Origin of the sequence: Legionella busanensis, from assembly GCF_900461525.1 — a bacterium.
GTDB lineage: Bacteria > Pseudomonadota > Gammaproteobacteria > Legionellales > Legionellaceae > Legionella_C > Legionella_C busanensis.
Genome location: NZ_UGOD01000001.1, coordinates 2,336,780 through 2,361,648, shown reverse-complemented (window position 1 = coordinate 2,361,648; position 24,869 = coordinate 2,336,780). Strand labels below are relative to the sequence as shown.

The window sequence follows — 24,869 nt, the reverse complement described above, 5'->3', positions numbered from 1 at the left end:
CTTAGAAGCCTATTTATTTGAATTGTCTTTCCCGCGTAGGTGGGAATCCATGGTGAAATTAGCCTCAGTGCTAATTAAGAGATAGATTCCCGCCTACGCGGGGATGACAGAAAAGTGATGGAATGACTAGGACTACTTCATATTCTTTGATTATATACCCCGTAAATAGTTACAAATTTTTTACATCGATAAAAGGGCTTAAATTTATTACAAATTTGCTGCACCAATATGAAATGCTATGGCATCATTTGGTTGAATATGAGCGGTAAAACGACCATTACTATCTACTTTAACTTGGGCACCCTGGCAAGTGCCCGCTTTCGTATATTCTGCATGTAAAATATCACAATAAATACCAGCAGGTAATGATGTTTGAAAAGTCATCTCTAAGGTTGTTGTATCATGATTAATAACCACATATCCTTTCTTACCGCGGCCAAAAGCAATTGCTTGATAACCATTTGACCACCAGTTAGTTAGAGGCGCATCAGCAATTACATTACGAAAGTTGACCATATTAGCGATCTGTCGTCTTCTATGTAGACAGGTCCAACCGTCTTGAAAACAATCAATGACTATACCCCCATTAGGAGGGCCACTATTAAAATCTGAAAATTCGTAACCAGAAAAGATATTTGGCGAACCATACGGATGGGCTAACATAAAAATATTAGCGAGAATATAATTAGTACCACTTTTATAATTTAAAGTCGATCCATTACGTTCTGTATCCCAATTATCAATAAAAGTGCGTGCCTTATTATAAGGTAAATACCCCCAAGCTTCGCCAAAATTATTTAAATAACTTAACCGCTCTTGCTCAAACATCCTTTTTAAATCGCGGCCATAGCGAAATTCATCAACAAAACCAAGATCAATATATTCATTAGGATGAATAGCTTCCCCTTCACCATAAATGACTTCTTGTGCCCATATTTTATTAATATCAGCAAGTTTTAACTGAATTTGTTGTAAATCGTGGGCTGAAATGTGTTTATCAGCATCGATGCGAAAGCCATCAACGCCATATTTAATTAACTTATTTAAATACTCAGCAATTTTAGTCTGAACATAAGGGCTACCTGTGTCTAAATCAGGAAGGCCACCTAATTCACAATTTTGTACGTCGTAGCGATTACTATAATCTTTAATTTCAGCATGGCAGCTATGAAAATCTTGTACTTGATAATAACCAGGATAGTTATATTTACTAAAAACAGAACCTCCTATACCCACACCTTTTTCCAACATAGACATATGATTAATAACTGTATCTACAATCACTTTAACACCCGCCGCATGACATTGATCAATCATTGCTTTAAAGGAAGCTTCATCGCCTAAGCGGCTCATTAATCGATAACTAACAGGCTGATAAGATGTCCACCATTGTGGACCCTGAATATGTTCTTGTGGCGGCGAAATCTCTACATAACCATAGCCTAGGGGGCCTAAGGTTGTTTTACATTCTTTCGCGATTGAGTCAAAGCGCCATTGAAAAAGCGTTACCGTTACATCCTTTTGATTTGTTGCTAAGGCGTCAAAATTGAGACTAATAAGTAATAAAAAAATGACAGTGAAAATTAAATAATGAAATTTCTCAAAGTTTAATTTAAATCCTTTTAAAGCAGAAATCATAAATCTATCCACGCCTAATAAAATAATGATTTTATCGATTTTTGCTTTAAGGAGAAATAGTTATAAATCATTCAATTATAAATTGACTTAACATCGATGAAGTTTATATGTGAACAGTCTATACTAATTTAAGGCAATAAAATTACGGAAGCGCCAATTTAAAAGGAGTGTTATATGGATATAAATTTTATGGATTTGTTGCAGGAGAAATCTTCGCCACTTAATAAACAGTATTTTACATGGCGAGAATTAGGTGGTATACCAATTAGTAAACTTGATGATGATGCTTTTACTCGCATTAGGATTATTTTGCTAAATGGCATAGAATTAGATGCACTTCGGCTTAAGCATTTCGGTGCACGCTTTCACCGTAGCTTACAATTACCTCTTGCTGAAGTACGTCGAGTTGAGCAGCATCAAGCAACCATGATTAATTGGCTTCTTTCTGCTGATCATTCACCACTTGAAACAACTATTGCTTATGAGCAAGTTGCTATTGAAGTAACTGCAGCTGTTGCTCAAAATGAACCCGATCCCTATCAAGCTCAGACTTATCGCTTTGGCTTATTAGAAGATTTTGACCATCTTTATCGCTATTCTGCCTTGTTAGATAGATTAGAAGGAAAGGATGCCAATAATATTCTCCAAGGTTATACAGACATTGTTCCAGGTCGTCCAACAACTTTCCATCATCGAGCGCCAATCAATGACTTACGTTCGCCTTATGATAAAGATAATGCGGCATTAATAACCAAGCTGCATGCCACTATGATTACAGCAGCTGAATATCAGACCCATGATTACTATATGAATATAGGGCCTACATTCGCAGATCCTATCGCACGCCAATTGTATGCTGAAATAGCTTCAGTGGAAGAACAACACGTAACGCAGTATGGTTCCCTTATGGATACCAGAGAATCATTCATAGAAAAATGGATTCTTCATGAAGCTGCTGAAATCTATAATTATATTTCTTGTGTTGAACAGGAAACCAATAGTCGTATTAAAAAAATATGGGAACGCTTCTTGGATTATGAAATTACCCATTTAAAAATTGCTTGTGATTTATTTAAGCAGCATGAAAATCGAGATCCCGCTGAAATTTTAGCTGACAAACTTCCAGCAATGATTGAGTTTAAGAGTCAGCGAGACTTTGTCCGTAAAGTATTAGCAGCTGAAGTGGATTTACGTACAGATGGCGTTAATTACGTTAAACGCGATAAAGAAAATGCTGATTCTTTAACTTATCGTAAACGTTATAATGCGGACGGTGTACCTGCTGAAATTGTATCTGCAGGCTATAATTGGCAACCCGGAACTGAGTTAAACCGTCCAACTATCTAAGGAGTTATTATGGCTAAGACAGTCAATATGGGTATGAATCATACTGGTACACAAATGTCACCCCTAGATACAAAACGCTTATTAGACTATGTAAAAAAGCATCCTGCTGATATAAAAGGCAATGAGACTGCATTAACTAAAGAACGTACCAACATGACTTCAGTAAATAACGTTTTAGGAACTATTCCACTACCTGGGTCCGCAAAAGGGGCAATTAAAACTGGAGTAGATAAGCTGTTGGGAAATCAACCGGAATTATTAATTGATAAATTAGGTGAGCGTCTAGCCTATGAGCGAGGTGGTGTTAGGCTTTATGAAGCAGCTATTGCCAAAGCAACAGCCTTTAAACAACCTAAATTAGTGAAAGAATTAAAACATATCCGTGATGAAGAAGAAGAGCATATGTTTTTGCTTATTGATACTTTAAAGCAACTGGGGGCTGACCCAACAGTAATGACGCCTAGCGCTGACGTAGTTGGGGTGATTGCTCAGGGACCCATGCAAGTTTTAACAGATCCCCGTACTAATATAGCGCATTGCTTAAATGCTTTATTAACACTTGAACTTACTGATAATGCCGCTTGGGAATTATTAATTGATTTACTTAAAGACAGTAATAAGGCAGATGTTGCCAAAAAATTCCAAAAAGCCTTTCTACAAGAGCAAGAACATTTAAGAATAATAAAAACATTTTATAAAAAATTGCTTAATTAATTTATTAAATAGGCACTTAAGCTTGTTTGTTCTTAAAGTAAGCAACCTGCGATAGCGATTAAGTAGCCTGGGTGCAGGCCCATAGGGCCGTAACCCGGGTTTCACTTCGTTGCACCCAGGCTACTTATTTTATTTTTAACTTTAAGTAACTTATTAAAATTTAAGCTTTCGATAAATAAAATAAGGCACTCGCGTAATTATTGCCATAATATAACGCCAAAAATGTGGATGATAAATTAAAGGTTTATTAGCATAAGACGCATTCCAACAGGCCAGGGCACATTTTTTAGGGGGTGAGGCATAAAAAATACCTGGCATGCCAAATGTTTGCGCTGTATCAATAAAGCCAAGACGAACAATAGTAATATGACGATTTTTATTTGGGGTTTGTTGTAGGCCTTGTAAAAAAACCTCAATAGCTGCTTTACTCGCACCGTATAAGCTGTTTTTTGCTCTACCGCGACAAGCTGCTACTGAACTTAAAAAGATGACTCGATGTTCAGATTGTTCTTTCTGTAAATAGGCGTAGATGAGTTGTACTGTGCTGGTAATATTAGTCGCAACAAGTGTCTTAATGCCTAAGGAGGTAAGAGACTGATTATCTGTCATATCACTATAAGCAATAAATAAAGCAAGTTCCTCCTTTGTCTTTTGTAAAATTTTAATAAGCTCATCAGTACTGCTGGTAAAATCGAAAGTAATAGAAGAACAGGAAACATGATAACGAAGTTGTATATCAGCTGTAATGATGGCAAGCTGTTGTTTATCTCGTCCTATTAGCAACAAAGAATGATTATGTTGGCCTGCAAGCCGGGCAAATTCTTCAGCAATAATTGACGTTGCACCTAAAATAACCCATGTTATTGGCTTCATAAACTAAGTCCTAATCGACGAGACAAGTTAGAGCTTATTTGGGGAGAGTATTGCCCCAAGATATGACAAAAGGACTGGTGATTAGGATATTGTGATTCAAATTGCTCAAGAGTAAGAAATAAATCTTTAGCTAAATAAATTTTTCCTTTCACTTCAGTTATTAATTGATTCATTTTTTCTATTGCATGCTTAGCTTGTTTGTTATTAATAAAGTCAATAGCCAGGGTAAATCCTGGCTCAACAAAGGATAATAAGCCATTTGCAGGCCGCTTAAAATATTTTAATACAGCTAAGGTAGGTACAGCATGATGGTGGTTAATAATTTTTTGTAACTCTGCTAACAACTTTATCGCTATACTAGGGCTAAATAATCCTTGAAATTGTAAAAGCCCCTGTTTGCCATATAAGCGGTTCCAGTGTTGAATAGAATCTAAAGGGTTATTAAATTGATTAATAGATTGAAGTGTGGATGTTTCTTTCACTTGATGAAAATAATATTGATTATAAGCCTTCATCCCTAATCGAGTAATTAAACGTAAAGGCAATGAAGGTATGGTCAGTATAAGAGGTGTTTTATGGGTAATTTCTTCCTGATAATGATTGCCAAAAGTAAGGAGTGCGCGATTATTATTTAAAAAATCAAGCCAAGCAACCATATAATCATTATTCTCAGCTTGGTCTTCCATATGAGTCAGTAAACTATCCCATTGATAATATTTTTTTATTTGTACTTTAATCGTTCGGCTAGCTTTGCGCATCTTAATAGCTACTTTTTTTATAACGCCGGTTAATCCTAGCCCTCCAATGGTTGCCTGAAAGAGTTGTTGATTTTCTTTATTACTACAGTAAAACGTTTGCTCGCCTATTTGTAACTCAAGCCATTGAATATGATGACCTATAGTTCCTAAATGAATATTATTTTTACCATGCACGTCATTAGCAATACCACCACCTAAGGTAGCATGCAAAGTGCCCGGAATAACAGGCGGTATATAGCTAGGGTGCACGGAAAGGAGATCTGCAAAAGTGATTGCAGGTTGGCAAATAATAGTTTCCTCATCTTCATCAAAAGCTAAAAAATGGTTAAACCGTGATGTATCAACAATAATACCATTTTGATTAAGGCAACAGTCGCTGTAGCTTAAACCTTTTCCTCTCGCAAGTAGGGTTTTATCATTATTTTGAATGTATTTAAAAAGCGCTGCCAATTGGGCTTCCCTCTCAGGCCGGTAACATTCTGATTTTGCTGATATTGCTTGGGTAAAGTTTGAAAAAATCATTTTTTTACTGCGCATTTACATTCCTAGTATAGTGGGTAGTGCTATAAATATTTAAGTGCTTAATTTTCTGAAGATTAAACAATTATAGCTAATAAAGTAAAACGTTTACCTAATAAATTATCTATAATTAAAAACAAAGATAAAAAGGTGCATCTATGAATCATTTATGGAAAATAATTTGTTCTTTTATGATTTGGTTTTCAGTTGCTGCTTATGCTGATGATGAGCCCACAGTTGTGGAAGATACACAAGATTTTAATATGGATATGTGTATTCAAAATAATAAAAATGAATGTGTAAATGCAAACTGTTTAACATCGACTGATATAGAATGTATTCCAAAGTGTGAAGCTAAAGCACAAGATAAATGCAAAGAACAATCGTTAGAATAAGCTAATTGGCTAATTTAATAGCTAGATTTAAGGATGGTTATGGCTCGAAAAGGTATTTTATCGCAAGAAGAAATTGATGCATTGCTGGGTATTGCAAGACCTAGCAATCAATTAATTAATTTAAAAAAAACAAAACCTTCTGTATTAAAAGAAGAAAAAAAATCCTTATCAGAAAAAAATTTGTTAGCAGTTAATTTGATAATTAATGTTCCTCTAATTTATAAAACAATAACCCTTGAAGAGTACTTAAATTTGCAAGTTGGTGATTTTTTGCCGTTAGAATTGACGCCTACTGTCACTATCAACCTTGCAAAAACACCTGTCTTTACAGCAACAATTGAAAGGTATATTGATAAGCGTGCATTGAAATTAGTTGATAGATTAAGTTATGACAAAACGTAAACAAAAAAGCACTTCTCCATTTTCTATTAGTAAAAGTAAACCTACTAAAGATGAACTCACGCAAATAGCAAAAGTACCTGTAATGATAGATGTCTTATATGGCACCACACAAATTAATCTTTATGATTTTATTAAGCTTAAAGCTGGAAATATCATTGAGCTAGACCAGTTTTTTGATGAACCTTTAGAGTTATGTGTGAATGGCGAGATTATTGCCCAGGGCGAATTAGAAAAATCTGAAGCAGGTTGGGGTATTCGAATTACCTCTATTTATAGCAAATCAAAGCGACTTAATAATCTTGGCAAGGCATGTTATGAAAAAGGTCGTAAATAGCGCATTCTTATTGGCACGAATAGTGCATAATTTTCTATAAATAAAAAAGAATTTTTTAAGAAGCTGCTGGGTTTAAGGGAGATAATATGACAAGAAAGCAGGAAGTCAGAAATGAGGCAAGCTTTCGCCATATGTCTAATTTTAAACCTGTAAAAGTTATTGCTGTCTCCGCTGGTAAAGGAGGAGTAGGCAAAAGCAGTGTTTCGGTAAATTTAGCAGTGGCTTTAGCACAAAAGAAAAAGAAAATATTACTTTTTGATGCTGATTTAAGTCTAGCTAATATTGATATTATGTTAGGGCTTTCAGCTAAATATAATTTATCACATGTAATACAGGGCACATGTCGCCTAACCGATATAATATTAACTGGTCCTGACGGTATCTCTGTAATTCCTGCTGCATCTGGTACTGAGTACATGACTCAGCTTACGGCAGTACAGCATGCTGGCATTATTGATGCTTTTAGTGAGTTAACGGATGATTTTGATTACATGATAATTGACACCGCTGCTGGTATTTCCGATACCGTTTTAAGCTTTGCTCGGTCTTCCCAGGAAATTATTGTTATTGTATGTGATGAACCGACAGCTTTAACAGATGCTTATGCATTAATTAAGGTGATGCATAAACGATTTAATTGGGCACATTTTAGAATATTATCTAATATGGTTCGTAACTTACGAGAAGGACGCGAACTTTTTAACCGACTCTATCAGGTGGCTGAGCAATTTTTAGATGTAAGGCTTGATTACTTAGGCGCTATTCCATTTGATGAACGGATGCATGATGCAGTGAAAAAGCAACAGGCTGTGCTAATGGCTTACCCTAACTGTAGTGCGTCTAAGGCGTTTTGTCAGATGGCTGTTACAATAGAGCGTTGGCCCTTTAAACAGGCTTTAGGAGGAAATACCAGTTTCTTCTTAGAACGTTTAGTATCAAAAGAATATTAGTATTTTTATTATTTAGCTTTCTTAAAGTAGATTAGGGCGTATTTAAAAACAAAGAATAAAGATAATAAGGAGACAGTCGTGGATGCGTTAGCAGCATACGGCAAGGCTACTCAAATAAAGCAAGAAACTTTTATTAAAGCTTATGCGTTATTAGTAAAACGCATTGCTCATCACCTTCAGGCTAAGTTGCCACATTCTATTCAATTAGATGATTTAATACAGGCTGGCATGATGGGCCTTTTAGAAGCGGCAAGGCATTATGATATTACTAAAGGTGCTTCCTTTGAAACTTATGCAGGTATACGTATTCGTGGGCATATGTTAGATGAGGTTCGCCGTAATGATTGGGTTCCACGATCGGTTTACCGTAATGCCAGGGTTATCGCAATGGCCGTTAAAACAGTAGAGAATCGTTTAGGTCGGGAAGCAAAAGATAATGAAGTAGCTGCTGAATTAAACATTAGTCTAGATGAATATTATGATATGTTAAGGGATGCCGCTGGTAGTCAATTATATGGTTTTGAGGATTTGGGCGTCACCGATGATATGCTTAAATCAGATAATAATGGTATTACAGAACCTCATACGCACGTTATTCAAACTGATTTAAAGCAGCATTTAACAGAAATTATTAAAGGCTTGCCTGAAAAAGAGCGTTTAGTATTATCTTTGTACTACGAACAAGATTTGAATTTAAAAGAAATTGGCGAAGTGCTTGAAGTAAGCGAATCTCGAGTATGTCAAATACACACACAAGCGATGTTGAGGATTCGAGCTCGCTTAACTGGATAAGCTTCTTTTTAGGAATAGCGTTCTACCTAACTTACAAATTTTGCTTTAGTGTAAGGCGTAAACGTATCAAGGAGCGAAATTTACATAGTGTAGGAGCACCGCAAAAATGTTTACAACTGCAATAAAGTAAAAGATGCGGTTTAGGTAAGAACTCTAATAAATCTTAGGTAAGGTAAATGCCATTAAAAAGGTATTATAGATGGCCTTGGTTTATTATCATCATATGTCTACTTCTATTACTAGGGATAGTTTATATGTTAGCTATGCCAGGAAAATCTTATCGTGGCCCTTTTTTACCCTTAACAGTTTTAGAAGAAGAAATTGTTAAGCGAACGAAAAAACATATTCATGTACTTGCCCAAGAAATTGGTGAGCGAAATTTATGGCATGAAAGTAATTTGTTTGCTGCTGCAGATTATATTGAAAAAGAGTTTAAAAGTTTAGGTTATCAGGTCGTTTCCCAGGAATATTTATCACAAAATAAGCCTGTTAAGAATATTATTGCTGAGCATAGAGGATTAACACTACCAGATGAGGTCATTATTATTGGCGCTCATTATGATACAGTATTTGGTTCACCAGGTGCGGACGATAATGGTTCAGGTATAGCTGCACTACTTGAGCTTGCGCGATTATTAAAAGGTCATCAAACGAATAAAACGGTACGGTTTGTAGCTTTTGTTAATGAAGAGCCTCCTTTTTTTCAAACACATGAAATGGGTAGTTTTTATTATGCTAATTCCTTAAAGGAAAATAATATCCAAGTTGTGGCTATGCTTTCCTTAGAAAGTATAGGATATTATTCGACCGCAAAACATTCTCAAAATTACCCATTTCCATTTTCTTATTTTTATCCTGATACTGCCGATTTTATCGGTTTTGTAGCTAACTTTTCCTCAAGAAATTTACTACAAAGGACCATTGCTTTATTTCGCAAACATAGCGCTTTCCCTTCAGAAGGCCTAGCTGCACCAAGTAGCGTAACAGGTATAGGTTGGTCGGATCAATGGGCTTTTTGGCAAAACGGTTATCCAGGAATCATGGTCACTGGAACTGCTTTATTTCGTAATCCTAATTATCATCGTGCATCTAATTTACCAAACACTATCGACTATCCACGTCTTGCCCGCGTTATTTATGGCTTATATAAGGTAATCTTAGATTTAAGCGAGCGTTAAGCTAGGCTCTTATGCTTTTTGTTTTTAAACGCAAATAGTTCACTTTTTTATTTATCGAATGCTTAAATTTTAAGCCAATTAAAAATAAAACACGTAGCCTGGGTGCAAGGCAGTGAAACCCGGGTGCAGGCCCTATGGGCCTGCACCCAGGCTACTTATCGCTATCGTAGGTTGGGCCACTCGGCCCAACAAATTATGAATAACCTACACTTTTGTTATATTGTTATTATAATTTTAATCAATCTATTTTCTAACAGCTATAACAAATTTACCTTAGTAATAAAGGTTAAAAGAGGCTATTATTTATTTAAAATGAACTAAATATGGGCAAATAAATGCGAAAGAGTATTATAATGATGTTTTTACTCGGTATTGCTCCTCTTTATGCAAATCAACAGATTTTAGTATTATCAGGCGGCGATAATCCAGGCTTAAATCACTACACGCAATACTTACAAACAAAAATACTTTACGAATACTTACTGACTCGCTTTTCTCCGCAAACAGTTACTATATATTTTGGAGGGGGTAATAATCTTACTTCCCAGCCTGTGCCTTTTGACGTTCATAAGCTTATTAATGCAGAAGATGATAAGCAAGATGTTATGTTTACAGGGATTATTGCTAATAATCAACAAGCGAACAAGCTTAATATTAATACCTTTTTTTTATCATCTAAAATACAACAAATTAACCCAAGGGATAATTTACTTCTTTTCATTAGTGATCATGGTATGCCGCATGAATTTCAAGAGAGTAACAGTATAAATCCCTATGGCAACAATTGTATTGATCTATGGCATTATCAAAAACCATTCATTAATAATTTTATTAATCAAAATAACTTTAATACAGTCTGCTTATCTAAAAATGAATTGGCCTCTCTTCTATCTCTAATACCTAGCCAATACATTATTTTTGCTATGTCTCAGTGTTATTCAGGCGGCTTTCACCAATTGTCTGTTACAACCCAAGGTCGGTATCCCACGGCTAATCCTAGAATTTGCGGCTTTACTGCTTCGACTGATGATCATTATGCCAGTGGCTGTACAGCAGACGCGAATGGCGCTACCTATCAAGGGTATGAGCGATCATTTACAGAATGGTACACTGGTCATAGTGTTATTGATGGCAGAAAAATTAGAGATCCTGCTAAAACTATGTTTGCTGCACATCAAAATGCCGTAATTGAAGATATGACAGTCGATATACCTTTAGCTACGTCTGATTATTATTTGTTACAATGGGCCAAATTGTTTAGCTCAAAAAATTTTAAATCACGTATTAAAAATTATAATAATCAAGCAATTCAATCTATTTATTTAAATTATAAAAGGGGGTTTTTATCGATTAATAATCATGATCTTTTACAATTTATTAATATGGTTCAGACTTCCGAAAATAAAATCATTCAATTAATGCCAGAAGCTCGAGATTTTGCTGCCTTGCCTTTAAATGAACAAGAAGAAAAAATAAAAACAATGGAAGAGAAATTAGAACAACAAGAGCAAAAATTGACAGCTATATGGGAAGGTATGATGAACCTTACTTTACATGTCATTATGCCAAGTTGGCAGGAGATAGCTAATCAAACACTTAATTCACCTCTAAATGCTAAACAGCAAGTTTTTGAAAAAGAATTTTACCAAGCCATCATTAAGGAAAATTTATATATAAAACCTTATCAATTTGATATGTATTATTTGCAATATCTTTCAGAAAAACAAAACGATCCTGATTTAGTGGCTTATAAAAAAAATCGTAATACAATTATTTATGAATGGGCTATAAATAATAAAAATTTTATGCTTGCTAATGCCATAATTAATTGGAATATATTAAATAAAAGGCAGCAGGCTTTAAGTGAGAAAATCGCACAAGAAGAAAAGCAAAAACAATGGCTGAAAAGGATTTTAACTTATCATCAGATCATTGCTGCCTGGGTCACTTTATTAACAATCCAAGATGAAAAAGCCCTAAATAATCTTGATGATTTATTAAAATGTCAAAATGCTAGTTAAATAAAATTAAAATTTGCTAAACTAACCTAACGTTATGCGGGTGTAGTTCAATGGTAGAACTTTAGCTTCCCAAGCTGATAGCGTGGGTTCGATTCCCATCACCCGCTCATATAACAAAATAATATCTACATACCGCAAGATGGATTTGCTTTCTCTAGGTCGGCTGTGATTACCTTATATAAATTAGAACTTTTTGATGAGTATGGCAGTGGCTTGTGTCTTTCTATCATTTCACTATTAAATTTATCTTTAAATTCTTTTACAATATTTTCGTAATTTTCATTAGTTATTTTTCCTTCTTTACACAGAGTGTAGTAAAAGAAAAATTGTTGTAAATTGTTTTTATCAAAACCCCTCAATAGTTGACTAGTTGCATAAGGTGTTAAATTTCTTGATACAGCAGTTTGCGCCAGCCTTACTAACTTGAGATCTTTATTATCTGAACTTTCAAATTTATCGTGAGACATGGAATTCCTTAATTAATTGTAGTTAGAAAAAATATTAAAAAGTGTCGATTCTAAAAAAGCTATAGTTGTGATTCAAGTTTGCAAGTTATTATAAATAGTCTTATTACTACTTTACTTATTGCAGCCAAATTTTTTGTATTAAAATATATTTAGTTTGTAAAAGGCTTTTCAAGATGACCTATGAAGAAAGAAGTGTCAGTATTTTTGGTTTTAAAATTGGTTTAAAAATTTGGAATGCTCAGTGTCCAAATTTAGTATTATGTTTGCATGGTAAAATGGATAATGCTGCGAGCTTTGATTTTTTAGCGCCGCTATTTCCTGAGCAGCAATTTGTTGCTGTCGATTATCCAGGAACAGGATTTTCTAGCTCCTATCCAGAAGGGGTCATGCCTAATTGGAAAAATGATGCGTATTTAATGTTACATCTTATAAAGAAATTAGGATGGCAATCATTTGATATTATTGCTCATTCATTAGGTTCATTACTAGCCGCTATTATAGCCATAGCTAGGCCCCAGCAAGTAGGCCGACTAGTTTTTCTTGATATTTTAGGGCCAACACTAAATTTTAGTGAGCAGAGAATGAACTATTTTTATTATGATCTAGAAACTTATTTATCTTATAATTTAAAACAACGTACTTGCTTTCCTCACCAGGAAACAGCAATTCGAGATAGAATGAAAATTGGCAATATAAGCTACCAAGCAGCAAAAGCGTTAGTTGTCAGAGGAACTATAAAAAGTAAAAATGGCTGGCATTGGACATTTGATCAACGCTTACGCTGTGTAAGTTCAACGCTTCCAGGTGAAGATGAATTAAACCAACTATTTAAAGCTATTTCTATACCCGTTTGCCTTATCCGTGCCAAGCAAGGTGTTGCTTACCCAAAAGAAATATTTCAAAGCAGGGCCGCATGTTTAAATAAGCTAACCATTTATGAAGTGCAGGGCGGACATCATGTTCATATGGATAACCCAGCCCCAGTGGCAAAACTTATTTCACAATTTTTCAATTCTTAATTGAAATAGATTATTTAATAAAGCTGCTATGAGCACTTAGCAGCATTTACTTTATTTATAAATAAAAATTTAAGAGCAAACCATATCTTGGCCACAGCAGGTAGGTGATTTAATTCTGCCGCATCCATTTGGGCATTTTGCTACTTGTACTTGATTATTATCTTTTGATGTTATTGTATCGGTTACAAGTGACTCTTCACACTTACCGCATACCATTCCTTTAACACTCATGCCACATACGTTACATTTACATTCCATTGTTTTCTCCTATTAAATTAAACATTTAATATCGACAATACCAATTCAAAAACACAAGATCAATGAGGTAGTTTAATATTTTCAAATATGAATTTACTGTCCAGTAGCTGCTGTAGTGGTTAATATGATTTTAAGTTATTAAAATTACCTTCAAGATCGGATAGTTCCTGTTTAGATGCTTTTTCCTCTGGTAGATGTTGGTCACTATTTAGTGTTACAGATTTTAAAAAACTACTTCTGTGACTATTTAGTGATTTTCTTTCTTTGGCTAAAACTCCTAATATATGTACTTTTAATGTTCCATCTTGCTTGGCTTTGGTCATGCCTTCTTCTAATTCTTGCTTGATTCTAGGCTCCCTTTTAATCATTAATTTCATTACTTCATATAAGCAGCACTGCTTAATATGTTCTACAAATCCTTTATTTTTAAAGGGTATTTTATCTAAATTATCCAGCACCTCATCAAGGAGACCTGGATTCATACCACATTTTTTGACCTGATCAATCAGATTTCTCAGTATAATGTTACTATTTTCGTTATACGTGTTTGCAAGCATTTCTATTCTTTCCAGATCAAGGTAGTTATATGTCTCGTCGATATTATCTTCTTGCTCTTTATAATAGCTTTGCTCAGTGAGCTTTAGCAGCGTATCCTTCGAAATACTGGCAGTTTCTTCATTTGCTGCAATAGTAAACCCTTGTGCTTCTAAAAGTGATTTTTTAATCCTAGAAAGTGCTGGGCCAATTCCTCTAGCAAAGGAAATTGTAACTTGATTATTCAATATATACACTTTTTCTACATATGTAGAAGGATTGCTAAAAAAAGGCGCTCTATAAGGTTTGCCTGAAGTATCATACAATTTAGGTTTATTAATTAGCTGAGTTACTAGCATTGCTTTTTTTAATAATACTAAATTGTCTTCGTCATTGTCTTTTATTAAATCGCTAACTTGTTTTGGGCATCCTTTTATTTTAATCAAAGGAAAGAGCTCTTCAATGCTACAAATACGTTCATTAAAAATTTTAAAACACTCCACAGCATCATTTTGCAATTCTCTTACAGAGGAAGAATCATTATATCTAGTATTATTAGCCTTACTGACTTCTGCAAGCATGGTCCTAATCTCACCTTTTTTTCGCAGAATGTTAATAGCGCCTTGAATTTTTTCTTCAAAACTGGAATCGTTAATAACGGACTTATTTCTACCCATAAAATGACGTGAAAATTTAGGGAGTTTAGATAATGAATTGTCAGGAATAAGGTTGAATGCTTTATCAAATCTAAAGTTATTGGTTGTCATAAATACTTGGTCAAAAATATACAATATTTTAGGATGGTCTTCTTTAGTTAAACCCTTATTTTGACCTTCTTTCCCCATAAAATCAGGATCGCATAATAAACGAAAAAATGCACTGTATTTACCAAAGTCTTCTACTGATTCAAAATACGTCTGTTTAAGTCTTCCATGCATACTTTCTGCATCATCAATAAACTCAGTTAGCAATTCCATATTTCCAAATGGTATAAATAAACAAGGCCGCCATTCATTACCAGTAAGATGCAGTATTAAGGTGCTATCTGTCACCTTAAAACCTAATATGCGTGCAATTTCTAAACCAATAGCTTCTCTTTGCACTTCCGTATTTTTTCCTGATTTAGGATGTTTAATAATGGCATTCATGCGGATTTTATTTGTCTTCACTTCTGCATAGGTTTCTGCTGAAGCAAGTCCCAATAAATTCTTTTTTAATGTATCTTCATCAACTAAACAGGTTTTTTCTGTGACCCCTCCAGCCTTATCTGCCATGGAGTAGTATGATTTACTGCCCTTTATAGGGATGGTCACTTCTTTAAGTGAATTAATTTTAGCAAGTTGCTCTTCTATATCTTGTTGTTCTTCTTTTGGGAGTGATTCCTTTAGAAGTCGCTCTAAGTTTATTCTTGCTTTATTAATATAATCTTGAAGAGGAACACCAAGAATTATTATAGAAGTCGGTCTATTAACATAGGAAAATTCTTCTCGGATATTTTTTAAAGGCATGAGTGTTTACTTTACTAAAAATTAATCTTAATGATTACAAATTATAGCATTTGTATAATTAATATATTATTAAGTATAAAAAACACCAATTGCATTTTATTTTCTGCTTATAGAAAAGAAATTAGCATTCCTCCTTCTTATTCTCATTAGGGAACTAACAATACGAAATATGTACTTGTCGCAAATGAAGAAATTTAGATAGTTTGAAGCAAACAAGAGAAAATAATAAACAGCGAAAGTATTTAACTTTATCTGAAAAATCCTCTAATTAAGTTTAATATCTGGGCGAATTAAAATAACGGTAGTTCAGCAAAATGTGAATATTTGTCTAAGAAGTACTATTAGATAATCTAAGGATAGATAGTAAGCTTAGATTGATGTGGTCAAGTTTGCAACTTGACCTTTGGCTGATTAATTATCAGAATTATTATTTCCTAGCCTAATAAAAGAAGTTGGTGTGGCTGCTTCTATCAGATACACAGTTTAACGAATAGAAGATAGATTTAATTTACTAAGAAATATTAATTAACCTTGATAAATTTCTGAGGATTTTCAAAGGAATTCAAACTTAATGAACAAATTAACTGGAAGATGCTTATGTGGGGAAATTGCTTATGAGATTAAAGGCGCATTAGGACCTATAGTTAACTGCCATTGCTCTATGTGTAGAAGATGGCACGGCGCTGCTTTCAGAACACGTTGTAGTGTAGAAAGTAAAAATTTCACCTGGATAAAGGGTGAAGAATATTTGTCAAAGTTCCATTCTTCTAAGAAAGTAATAAAAACCTTTTGTAAAAAATGTGGCTCTAATCTAATCAGCCTATACGTCGACAAACCAGATTATATTGGTTTACCGATTGGCGCGCTTGAACAAGATCCTGGTAGTCGCCCAATAGCTAATATTTTTGTTGCATCCAAGTCACCTTGGTATGAGATCACGGATAATTTACCACAATACAACGAACTTCCAAGTGAGGTTAATTCTGTTTTGCCTGAGCGAAAAAAACGAATCTAATGAATAACATGTAATAAGGGATTTTGTGATTACAAAAATACATTGGTATATCGAATACAGATGAAAAAAAGTAGTGCCAATCTACGTTGGATAAATTTTTTGAAATAAATGTTCTTGAATTTGATTTTCGATGTCCAAATAAAGTTTTGAAGTTACACTATCAAACTTCTTTAATAATTTAAAATCAAATGCCGGATCAGTTTTAGCTATAATTAGGTTTTCTAAGGTTTTTCGATATTGATTCATTTTTCTTGAGATAAAATCAGCAGCCATTTCAACTTTCTTGATTGTATCTTCATCACAATTTTTACCTTCAAATACATTTTTCATAAAGCATTTTAATTGGGCTGGAATATGAACTAGAAAATTTTCAGGCGTCCTTTGCCCACAAATAGATGTCGAGCGTCTTAAATAATTGATAATTTCTATCTGGGGTGGAAGGGTGGTAATGCGATTTGCTTTGAGTAAAGCACTCATATAAACAAAATCTTCAAAGGGATATTTTTCAGTTTTAGGAAGAGTAATTGTCGGAGCATAGCATTTAGTCCAACCCAGAGTAGTAAATTGCATAACATCAAAACTTGAAGCCGATACTACTTTCGTTTCAATTTCCTGCACTGCTTGAAGCATTTCTTCCGTTTTTGCTTTATCAGCTAAAAGCCCTGTTGCGTTAGATTTTTGTGTTTCATCTTCGAAAGTAACAGAAAAGTTAAAAAGACAAATGTCTGCATCTGTGGAACGCATTTGGTGGATAACAGTGCTGATGGCATTAGGGCTTTTATAATAATCATCTGAATCTAACCAAAAAATATATGCCTGAGGATTTAGTGTTTTTGAGCAATCAAATAGAAGTTGTCGAGCAGTAGAAATACCTAGATTATTGGATGTGTGCTCAATATGAACTTTGACTTTCCAACTTGGGTGGTGTTTAAGAAAAGAATCAATATGCTGTATAGAGTGATCAGTAGATGCATCATCAAAAATAATTAATGTAATATCAGGATAATTTTGTGCGGCAATAGAAGAAAGTGCTTGAGTAATGAAGGGCTCGGTGTTAAAAACGGGCATTAAAATATGAACACTTGGTAAATTATTAGAGAAAAATTTAAAAGGCAGCAATTTATATTCCTTGTTAATTAAAAAATTTAAACATAATAATTATTTCATATTAAAGTAGGAATGGAATGGTCTATGGACAGTTTTTTTCTAGCTCACAAAAGAGGATTGAAAGAAACTATTTGTCTTCTTTTTAGGTCGATAAGTTAGCTTTTTCAAGGTCAAAGCATCCTATATTATTAAGGATTAATGAAAGTTAATTATTACTGCTTTGACCATGAATTTTAATTAAATAATCAATAGAGGATACCTATCTAGCATCAAGTAATATAATAAATTTAATTCATTAATGCTTAACGTTTGCTTCAACCCATTTAGCATAAGTATTAATAAAGGTTGTTAAAAAATCCTTCGTGTTTTCATTAGTTAAATTATCTTGATCATCAAATAGTTTTGTTACATTACCAATATAAACTTCTGGCTGCTGCATACAGGGGATATTTAAAAAGACAAAACATTGTCTTAAATGTTGATTAGCTCCAAAAGCACCTAGCGCGCCTGGTGAAGTGCTTATTACGGCCCCAGGCTTACCATCCCAAACACTTTGACCGTAGGGCCGAGAAGCGATATCAATAGCATTCTTTAATACACCTGGAATTGAACGATTATATTCTGGTGTAACAAATAATACGCCATCCACCTTTTTAACTTGATTTTTAAATTCTACCCACGATTCTGGCGGGTTGCTTTCTTCATCTTGGTTAAACAATGAAAGCTTATCTATTTCAATTAATTTTAAATTTAGCGACTGAGGCGCAAGAGATATCAAAACATTAGCAAGTTTACGGTTCCAGGAGTCTTTACGTATGCTGCCAACAATTACACCGATATTATATATAGTCATCATCATTCCCTTGATAAGAGGTTAATTTCTTTTTAAATATTAGCGCATTATAGCGTCTCTCACTAAGCTTCATACTCGTGCTCTGTATGAAACCTAGTATGCTTAATTTATTTAATTAATATAGTCTAATTTATTAAGCAAAATAACATAAGTTTAGTTATTTTGTACTAAAATTAATAAGAGTTCAGCATCAAATTGCAAGAACTATAGTTTAAATCGTTAAACAAATTTTATTAAGATAATTAAAGTCTAAGTTATAGAAATTATGAGAAGAAGTAAAACATATCATCATGTATTACCTAATAGTAAAATAGGATGGGATATTATTAAGGATAATGCCGTTCGTGCCACTAGAAGGCAAATTAAAACCCAACAATTAGCTACTGAAATTGCTAGAAAAATTAGCAAAAAACAAGGTACCTCTTTAATTGTTCATGGTAAAGATGGAAAAATCCATCGTAGAGTTCGGAAAAGAGAACCTGCGTCAGATAATTCTAATTTAATATGCTAAGCTCGATTGGCTAAAATAAATCTTTTTGCCTATATTTTACTAAAGCAATTAATATAAGGCGCTTATGAACCTTAAACGCTTTCTTTTGCTCTTTTTACTTACTATATTTTTAAATCCAATTTTTGCCACCACAGAAGCAGGTGAGAAAGCATATAATCAGCAACATTATGAAAAAGCTTATCTTCTTTTATTTGAGCAAGCAGAAAAGGGCGATGCAAAGGCGCAATATTTATTAGGAAAAATGTATTATAACGGTCAAGGAGTTACTTATAATCCACAAAAAACTGAGCAGTGGTTACTATCAGCTGCTAAGCAAGATAACGTTGATGCACAGGTTTTACTAGCTGATTTTTATTGGTTTCAAAAGTTGCCAGATAGTTATCAAAAGGCGTTTGAATGGTATAAAAAAGCAGCTGATAAAAATGAGTCACAAGCGCTTTATAGCTTAGGTTATATGTATGAAAATGGAAATGGTGTGCCCAAAGATTATAATATGGCCATGTCCTATTACAAAAAATCAGCCCAAGCGGGTAATTCAGAAGCCGCTTTGGCAATAGGTTATATGTATGATATGGGTATAGGCGTTAACAAAGATTTAGCACAAGCCTTAGAATGGTATACTAAATCTGCGAATCAAGGTAATACTCGTGCTCAATATAATCTCGGTTTATTGTATCAATATGGGGAGGGCGTCCCGAAAGATGAGAATAAAGCATTTGATTTCTTTCAAAAAGCGGCAGAGCAAGGTCATGCTAAAGCCCAATTACAATTGGGTACTTTTTATGATGTAGGTAATGTCGTTCCCGCCAATTTTCAAAAAGCATTTTTTTGGTATAAAAAGAGTGCTGAGCAAGGGGATGCTAATGCTCAATACAATATAGCTGACATGTATTTCTATGGAGATGGTGTAGGTAAGGATACACAGTTATCTCTCAGCTGGATGCGTAAATCTGCAGAGCAGGGATTAGGAAAAGCGCAAAATAAATTAGGTATCTTTTATCGTGATGGCATTGGTATCTCGTCAAATCCAGTAGAAGCTTATGCTTGGTTTGCTACGGCTGTGGCTAATGACTTTTCTGACGCACTTCAAAGTCGAGATGAGCTAGAAAAGCTCCTAACGCCTAGTCAATTACAGCAAGCAAAAGATTTAGCAACAGATTATATTACCCGCTATAAAAAAACAGAAGATTAACTTATTAAACTTAAAAATAGATTTATTAACTAATTAATAAAAATTTAAATTTTATTAAGTTTTGAAGTTGGCTTTTCAATAAAGTTACTTGTATAGTTAGATAGAATATTTTAAAAATTAGATATATAACAAAAAAGTATCCCTCATTAACTACATTAAGGATCGATGATGTTAAAACAAATAACAACTTTAGGTATTTTTCTAATTGGGTTAATTAGTTCTACAAATGTCCTTGCAGCTTGTCCGGGAGCATCTTTACCATCAAGTCCAGCATTTTGTAGCTCTTTTAAAGTATCTGCTCAATGTCATTGTACTAGCTCAGGTTTACCTAAATCTGTTTGCAGTAATATGCAACAATTATATCAACGTATGCTTGCTTTATTTGGTACTTTAGAGCGCGCTTGTGCATACCAACATGAAACATCTGCTCAGGTTTGTATTGATTCATGGAATTGCTATCGTAAGGGTGGTAAAGATTCCAACGGTAGATTATGTAGTGGTACAGGAAAAGCTTGTAAATAAGTTGGTAACTATAAATTTCGTTTTAAAGTGAATTAAATGTATAAAATAACTAATCTTTTAAGAGGCTGTTTTCTTATGGCATTACTCCCGAGTATTGCCCAAGCAGAAATAGCCTCTATCTCAAATACTATTTATCTTGGATTATCAGGCGGTTATGGTTCAACTACGTGGGATGGTTTGGTGCCTTCGAAGAAAAATAGAAATAGCGCTATGAGTATTTCAATCCCTATTCGGGTGAAGGAAGGTGGTGTTATGTGGGGATTTTTTTCCGGGTATGAATTTAGTCCTTATTTTGCTCTTGAGTCCCATTATCGACATTATCCAGTTGCACGTGTAAAGTTTGATAAAGATAGTTTATTCGCTTTTGATCATCATATGCGTCATTTTAATACCCATACCGAAACTATAGGGCTTATTGGTAAAATTATGCTAGTTATACCTGATACGCCAATAAGTGTTTATTCTGGGGCAGGGCCAGCCATTATTCATCGCTTTGATGCAATTAATAATGATTGGCGTGTAACACCTACATTCGACATGGGCTTTAATATTCAGCTAAATCGCCATTTTACTCTAGGTTTTAATGGTAATTATACCGCCGGCTATGGTGAGTCAGAAATTGATCCTGCTAAAGATTATTTCCCTTTTCTTTACTCTGTTTTTATGAATTTAACTTATCGTATTTAAGTTTAGCTATCGTGTTAGTTAAGGTAATTCAAATGTAGTGATTAGTCCCAGTCATAGAATGATTCACTCAGATATAGATACATCCTCTAGTTACATATTCATATTAGATTACTACTATGATGAGACAATAAGTACTACCAACCTTTACTAGTGCAAATCTGTTCATAAGCTTTTGTAATTTTTTGTGTTTTATCATTAGCCATTTTAATCATTTCTTCAGGTAAACCTTGAGCAATAAGTTTATCAGGATGATTTTTACTAATAAGGCGACGATAAGCTCTTTTAACTTCTTGTTTTGTAGCTGACTGGCTGATTTCTAAAAGTGCATAAGCTTGTGCTAATGAATTAGGTGGTGAAGCCGTCTGATAATTGTAATTCCGGTTGCCTTGATAGGAGGATCCCTGTTGCCTTGAGGATGAATGAGACGAGGACTGGGATCTGGTGTTTCGTCGATAATGGAAATCTTCATAGAACCGGTATTGTTGGCGGAGGGGTGCAAAACCTAAACGTATAAATACAGAATCAAGCACTTCAACTTTCTTTTCAGTCAACCCATCTACTTGAGCTGAACGATATTGAATATCCATAAATAGTTTTAATAATTCAAGATTATCACGACAAACGCTCCTTAAAGTAGATAGCATGGTGTCTAAATTGAAGTGACTGTCTTTGCCTTGTTGAAAAAATCGTTTGGCTAATATTTGCTGCTCTTTACCTAAACGCATTTCATCCATTAATTGTCTAGCCATCTGAATTTCATTTTCCGAAACCCGGCCATCTGCCTTAGCGACATAACCCATTACTGTAAAAGTTGCTTGAAAAAAAATTTTTTGAACCGATTTACGCTTCTCATCATAATATGTCCAGTGCGGGCGTGAAAAATGAGAAACTAAGCCTCGATCAAAAAGATTACCAATTAATATCCCAAAAAGAGCTCCAGTGGCGCCGGCTATCAAGTAACCAAAGAAGCCTCCTAGAATTTTTCCCCACCATGCATGGGTGGTAAAGAAATGACGAAAATTCACTATTATAGTTCCAATATGGTTATACTTTTAATTAAACATGACCTAAGTGTTACTATTAATAAAGTAGAAGGCCTTTGTTAATTTTAGCCTTAATTTTGCCAGGTGTTTTGAAGAATTACGAGTTTTATTAAGTTTTAACAATCTTTATAGTCTAATTTTAAATTTTTCTGCTAGAGTTAGAGCTTTTATACCAGGTATAATGACATATTTTGTTATAAATTTTTTATATGCGCCAAATTTATTCTTTTTTATTCTATTGTTTAAGCCCTTATTTGCTTTTCCGCTTATGGTGGAAAGGGCGAAAATTACCGGCTTATAGACAGCGTATAAATGAACGGTTTGGTTATGGTGGTAAAACAAAAAACCACTACGATGTATGGCTCCATGCTGTTTCTTTAGGTGAAGTCATTGCTGCTATCCCCTTGATTGAGGCGCTATTACAAGAAAATCTAAAATTACTAATTACCACTATGACGCCTACTGGCGCCGAAAAAGTTCAAGTCCACTTTAAAAATCGCTTAACACATCGTTACATCCCTTACGATTTACCGCAAGCTTTACGACGTTTTTTTAAGTTTCATAAGCCACGTTTAGGTATTATTATGGAAACAGAATTGTGGCCAAATCTTATTACTATCGCAGCTAAAGAGTCTATTCCGTTATTATTATTAAACGCTAGATTGTCTAAAAAGTCTTATAACGGTTATAAAAAGATTAAATACTTAGTTAAGCCTTTGTTAAATAAATTTCATTTAATTCTTGCGCAAAGCGCAGAGGATGCCGCCTATTTTAAACAATTAGGTGCTAAAGAGAATAAGGTCCAAGTAGGAGGCAATATAAAATTCGATTTACAAATGCCACTTCCAAATAGACAATTATTACAGTTTGATAAATATTTAGGTGAAAATCGTATAAGAATTATTGTTGCTAGTACACATGAAGGGGAAGAGCAGCTTGTTTTAAATCGTTTAAATCAATTAAAAGCTCATATACCTAATGTTTTATTATTAATTGCTCCTCGTCATCCTGAACGATTTCAAAAAGTTTATCAATTAGCTTGCAAAATGGGCTATAAAACGGGCTTAAGAAGTCAGATTACGCATGAGATAAGCGATGAAGATATTATAATTTTAGATTCTATTGGTGAGTTACTAACTTTTTATAAACTCAGTCATTACGCGTTTATAGGTGGAAGCTTAGTTCCGATTGGGGGCCATAATGTACTTGAGCCTATTGCCATGCAAATTCCAGTTATTAGTGGTAAGTATACGCACAACTTCAGGGCAATTTGCAAAGCATTGGAAGAAGCTAATGCAATTATTTTAATAGATAATGCAGATGAATTAGTTAGTAAGCTTATAGAGCTTCATAAACATCAAGATAAACGTCAGTCGTTAGTAGAGAACGCAACCCAAATTTTAAATAAAAATAAAGGCACCGTGTCACGCTATCTACATCAGATCAATAACTTATTATAAATTTAAATACTAAATTAAAGCTTTTTAAGGCAGCATCTCCCGCTTATCTACAGGCTCCAGGTGTAGTGCTCGATTGTGGATTCCACGAACAAGTTGTGGAATGTAGGCGAAAGTTTCATGTTTATAAAGTAGCCTGGGTGCAACGAAGTGAAACCCGGGTTACGGCCTTAAGGCCTGCACCCAGGCTACTTTTTTAACTATGCAACATCTTACGATACCTACGTCCCGCGGCTTGTCCGCGGGATCCAGTGTTTTCGCTTAAGTATGGATTTCGCGCACAAGGCGCGGAACGTTGGTCAGAGGAAGGAATTAACTACCTTGGTTCTGTCTTTCTTTTATTTCAGAAAGCGTTTTACAATCAATACAAAGCGTTGCGGTGGGTCTAGCTTCTAAGCGACGTAAACCAATTTCTATGCCACATGCTTCACAATAGCCGAAATCTGCATCTCTCAAACGCTCAAGGGCGTCTTCAATTTTTTTAATAAGCTTTCTTTCTCTATCACGCGTACGTAACTCTAAGCTAAATTCTTCTTCCTGACTGGCTCGATCAGATGGATCGGGAAAATTAGCAGCTTCATCTTTCATATGGGATACAGTCCTATCTACTTCCTCCATAAGAGATTGGCGCCATGCTAGTAATATTTTTTCAATATGTGCTAGCTGCTTCTCATTCATGTACTCTTCACCTTCAGTCTCTTGATAGAAGGGAATACCCATGTTACCTGTAGCATCGCTTTTAAATTTTGACTTAACTGATTGCGCTGGCATAATT

General features: G+C 34.4%; 26 protein-coding genes and 1 tRNA gene. 17 read left to right on the top strand and 10 right to left on the bottom strand.

Annotated features, from left to right (window positions below; genetic code table 11):
- Positions 1-207: 207 nt before the first annotated feature.
- Entirely contained in the window at positions 208-1,638 is a 1,431-nt protein-coding gene (locus tag DYH30_RS10540) for an alpha-amylase (RefSeq protein WP_115331621.1), read from the bottom strand.
- A gap of 174 nt (positions 1,639-1,812) precedes the next feature.
- Here DYH30_RS10540 and DYH30_RS10535 point away from each other — a divergent pair, with 174 nt between their 5' ends.
- Together DYH30_RS10535 and DYH30_RS10530 are read left to right on the top strand one after the other, a co-directional pair.
- Positions 1,813-2,985, top strand: coding sequence for a hypothetical protein (locus DYH30_RS10535; RefSeq protein ID WP_207385763.1), 1,173 nt, complete (start codon positions 1,813-1,815; stop codon positions 2,983-2,985).
- 9 nt (positions 2,986-2,994) lie between these two features.
- Complete coding sequence (locus DYH30_RS10530; RefSeq protein WP_115331620.1) at positions 2,995-3,699, top strand: ferritin-like domain-containing protein; 705 nt, start codon at positions 2,995-2,997, stop codon at positions 3,697-3,699.
- Positions 3,700-3,852: 153 nt separating this feature from the next.
- Here the strand turns inward: DYH30_RS10530 and DYH30_RS10525 are convergent, their stop codons facing one another.
- On the bottom strand, positions 3,853-4,572 hold the full coding sequence (locus tag DYH30_RS10525) for an SDR family NAD(P)-dependent oxidoreductase (protein ID WP_115331619.1): 720 nt from the start codon (positions 4,570-4,572) through the stop codon (positions 3,853-3,855).
- Positions 4,569-5,867, bottom strand: a complete 1,299-nt coding sequence (locus DYH30_RS10520) for an FAD-binding oxidoreductase (protein WP_115331618.1) — start codon at positions 5,865-5,867, stop codon at positions 4,569-4,571. The genes DYH30_RS10525 and DYH30_RS10520 overlap by 4 nt, the downstream gene beginning before the upstream one ends.
- Before the next feature lie 140 nt (positions 5,868-6,007).
- Here DYH30_RS10520 and DYH30_RS10515 point away from each other — a divergent pair, with 140 nt between their 5' ends.
- From DYH30_RS10515 to DYH30_RS10480, 8 genes are all read left to right on the top strand, one after another.
- Entirely contained in the window at positions 6,008-6,244 is a 237-nt protein-coding gene (locus DYH30_RS10515; protein WP_115331617.1) for a hypothetical protein, read from the top strand.
- A gap of 39 nt (positions 6,245-6,283) precedes the next feature.
- Entirely contained in the window at positions 6,284-6,646 is a 363-nt protein-coding gene (locus tag DYH30_RS10510; RefSeq protein WP_160116196.1) for a FliM/FliN family flagellar motor switch protein, read from the top strand.
- Entirely contained in the window at positions 6,633-6,980 is a 348-nt protein-coding gene (locus DYH30_RS10505) for a FliM/FliN family flagellar motor switch protein (RefSeq protein ID WP_115331615.1), read from the top strand. Before DYH30_RS10510 ends, DYH30_RS10505 begins: the two co-directional genes overlap by 14 nt.
- A gap of 86 nt (positions 6,981-7,066) precedes the next feature.
- Entirely contained in the window at positions 7,067-7,930 is an 864-nt protein-coding gene (locus tag DYH30_RS10500) for a MinD/ParA family protein (protein WP_165482113.1), read from the top strand.
- Between the two features lie 78 nt (positions 7,931-8,008).
- Positions 8,009-8,722, top strand: a complete 714-nt coding sequence (locus tag DYH30_RS10495; protein WP_115331614.1) for an RNA polymerase sigma factor FliA — start codon at positions 8,009-8,011, stop codon at positions 8,720-8,722.
- A 254-nt stretch (positions 8,723-8,976) separates the two neighbouring features.
- Complete coding sequence (locus DYH30_RS10490; RefSeq protein ID WP_115331613.1) at positions 8,977-9,900, top strand: M28 family peptidase; 924 nt, start codon at positions 8,977-8,979, stop codon at positions 9,898-9,900.
- A gap of 353 nt (positions 9,901-10,253) precedes the next feature.
- A complete protein-coding gene (locus DYH30_RS10485) occupies positions 10,254-11,921 on the top strand; it encodes a restriction endonuclease subunit S domain-containing protein (protein ID WP_242604664.1) in 1,668 nt (555 codons plus the stop codon).
- Positions 11,922-11,957: 36 nt separating this feature from the next.
- Positions 11,958-12,028, top strand: a tRNA-Gly gene (locus DYH30_RS10480).
- Between the two features lie 18 nt (positions 12,029-12,046).
- On the opposite strand, the gene DYH30_RS10475 is transcribed toward DYH30_RS10480, so the two are convergent.
- Positions 12,047-12,388: a hypothetical protein gene (locus DYH30_RS10475; RefSeq protein ID WP_115331611.1), complete on the bottom strand. Its 342-nt coding sequence runs from the start codon at positions 12,386-12,388 to the stop codon at positions 12,047-12,049.
- A 173-nt stretch (positions 12,389-12,561) separates the two neighbouring features.
- On the opposite strand from DYH30_RS10475, the gene DYH30_RS10470 reads away from it, so the two are divergent.
- Entirely contained in the window at positions 12,562-13,407 is an 846-nt protein-coding gene (locus DYH30_RS10470; protein WP_115331610.1) for an alpha/beta fold hydrolase, read from the top strand.
- Between the two features lie 69 nt (positions 13,408-13,476).
- Here the strand turns inward: DYH30_RS10470 and DYH30_RS10465 are convergent, their stop codons facing one another.
- Both DYH30_RS10465 and DYH30_RS10460 read right to left on the bottom strand, forming a co-directional pair.
- Positions 13,477-13,665, bottom strand: coding sequence for a hypothetical protein (locus tag DYH30_RS10465; protein WP_115331609.1), 189 nt, complete (start codon positions 13,663-13,665; stop codon positions 13,477-13,479).
- 119 nt (positions 13,666-13,784) lie between these two features.
- Positions 13,785-15,707: a hypothetical protein gene (locus DYH30_RS10460; RefSeq protein ID WP_115331608.1), complete on the bottom strand. Its 1,923-nt coding sequence runs from the start codon at positions 15,705-15,707 to the stop codon at positions 13,785-13,787.
- Positions 15,708-16,278: 571 nt separating this feature from the next.
- Here DYH30_RS10460 and DYH30_RS10455 point away from each other — a divergent pair.
- On the top strand, positions 16,279-16,722 hold the full coding sequence (locus tag DYH30_RS10455; protein WP_115331607.1) for a GFA family protein: 444 nt from the start codon (positions 16,279-16,281) through the stop codon (positions 16,720-16,722).
- An 81-nt stretch (positions 16,723-16,803) separates the two neighbouring features.
- Here DYH30_RS10455 and DYH30_RS10450 read toward each other — a convergent pair whose 3' ends face one another.
- Both DYH30_RS10450 and DYH30_RS10445 read right to left on the bottom strand, forming a co-directional pair.
- Positions 16,804-17,841 (bottom strand): glycosyltransferase family 2 protein, encoded by a 1,038-nt coding sequence (locus tag DYH30_RS10450; protein ID WP_115331606.1) that lies wholly within the window; start codon positions 17,839-17,841, stop codon positions 16,804-16,806.
- Between the two features lie 283 nt (positions 17,842-18,124).
- The gene (locus DYH30_RS10445; RefSeq protein WP_278043113.1) at positions 18,125-18,682 is read right to left on the bottom strand and encodes an NADPH-dependent FMN reductase; all 558 of its coding nucleotides are present in this window, start codon (positions 18,680-18,682) and stop codon (positions 18,125-18,127) included.
- A 265-nt stretch (positions 18,683-18,947) separates the two neighbouring features.
- Here DYH30_RS10445 and DYH30_RS10440 point away from each other — a divergent pair, with 265 nt between their 5' ends.
- From DYH30_RS10440 to DYH30_RS10425, 4 genes are all read left to right on the top strand, one after another.
- Positions 18,948-19,193 carry a DUF2188 domain-containing protein gene (locus DYH30_RS10440; protein WP_115331604.1) on the top strand — a complete coding sequence of 82 codons (246 nt, stop codon included), beginning with the start codon at positions 18,948-18,950 and terminating at the stop codon, positions 19,191-19,193.
- A 64-nt stretch (positions 19,194-19,257) separates the two neighbouring features.
- Positions 19,258-20,385: an SEL1-like repeat protein gene (locus DYH30_RS10435; protein WP_115331603.1), complete on the top strand. Its 1,128-nt coding sequence runs from the start codon at positions 19,258-19,260 to the stop codon at positions 20,383-20,385.
- A gap of 168 nt (positions 20,386-20,553) precedes the next feature.
- A complete protein-coding gene (locus DYH30_RS10430; protein WP_115331602.1) occupies positions 20,554-20,907 on the top strand; it encodes a hypothetical protein in 354 nt (117 codons plus the stop codon).
- Positions 20,908-20,943: 36 nt separating this feature from the next.
- Complete coding sequence (locus tag DYH30_RS10425; protein ID WP_115331601.1) at positions 20,944-21,594, top strand: outer membrane beta-barrel protein; 651 nt, start codon at positions 20,944-20,946, stop codon at positions 21,592-21,594.
- Positions 21,595-21,728: 134 nt separating this feature from the next.
- Here DYH30_RS10425 and djlA read toward each other — a convergent pair whose 3' ends face one another.
- Positions 21,729-22,619, bottom strand: coding sequence for a co-chaperone DjlA (djlA, locus tag DYH30_RS10420; RefSeq protein WP_115331600.1), 891 nt, complete (start codon positions 22,617-22,619; stop codon positions 21,729-21,731).
- Between the two features lie 227 nt (positions 22,620-22,846).
- Between djlA and waaA the strand changes: the two genes are divergently transcribed.
- Positions 22,847-24,097: a lipid IV(A) 3-deoxy-D-manno-octulosonic acid transferase gene (waaA, locus tag DYH30_RS10415; protein ID WP_115331599.1), complete on the top strand. Its 1,251-nt coding sequence runs from the start codon at positions 22,847-22,849 to the stop codon at positions 24,095-24,097.
- Positions 24,098-24,406: 309 nt separating this feature from the next.
- On the opposite strand, the gene dksA is transcribed toward waaA, so the two are convergent.
- Complete coding sequence (dksA, locus tag DYH30_RS10410) at positions 24,407-24,865, bottom strand: RNA polymerase-binding protein DksA (protein ID WP_115331598.1); 459 nt, start codon at positions 24,863-24,865, stop codon at positions 24,407-24,409.
- Between the last annotated feature and the right edge of the window lie 4 nt (positions 24,866-24,869).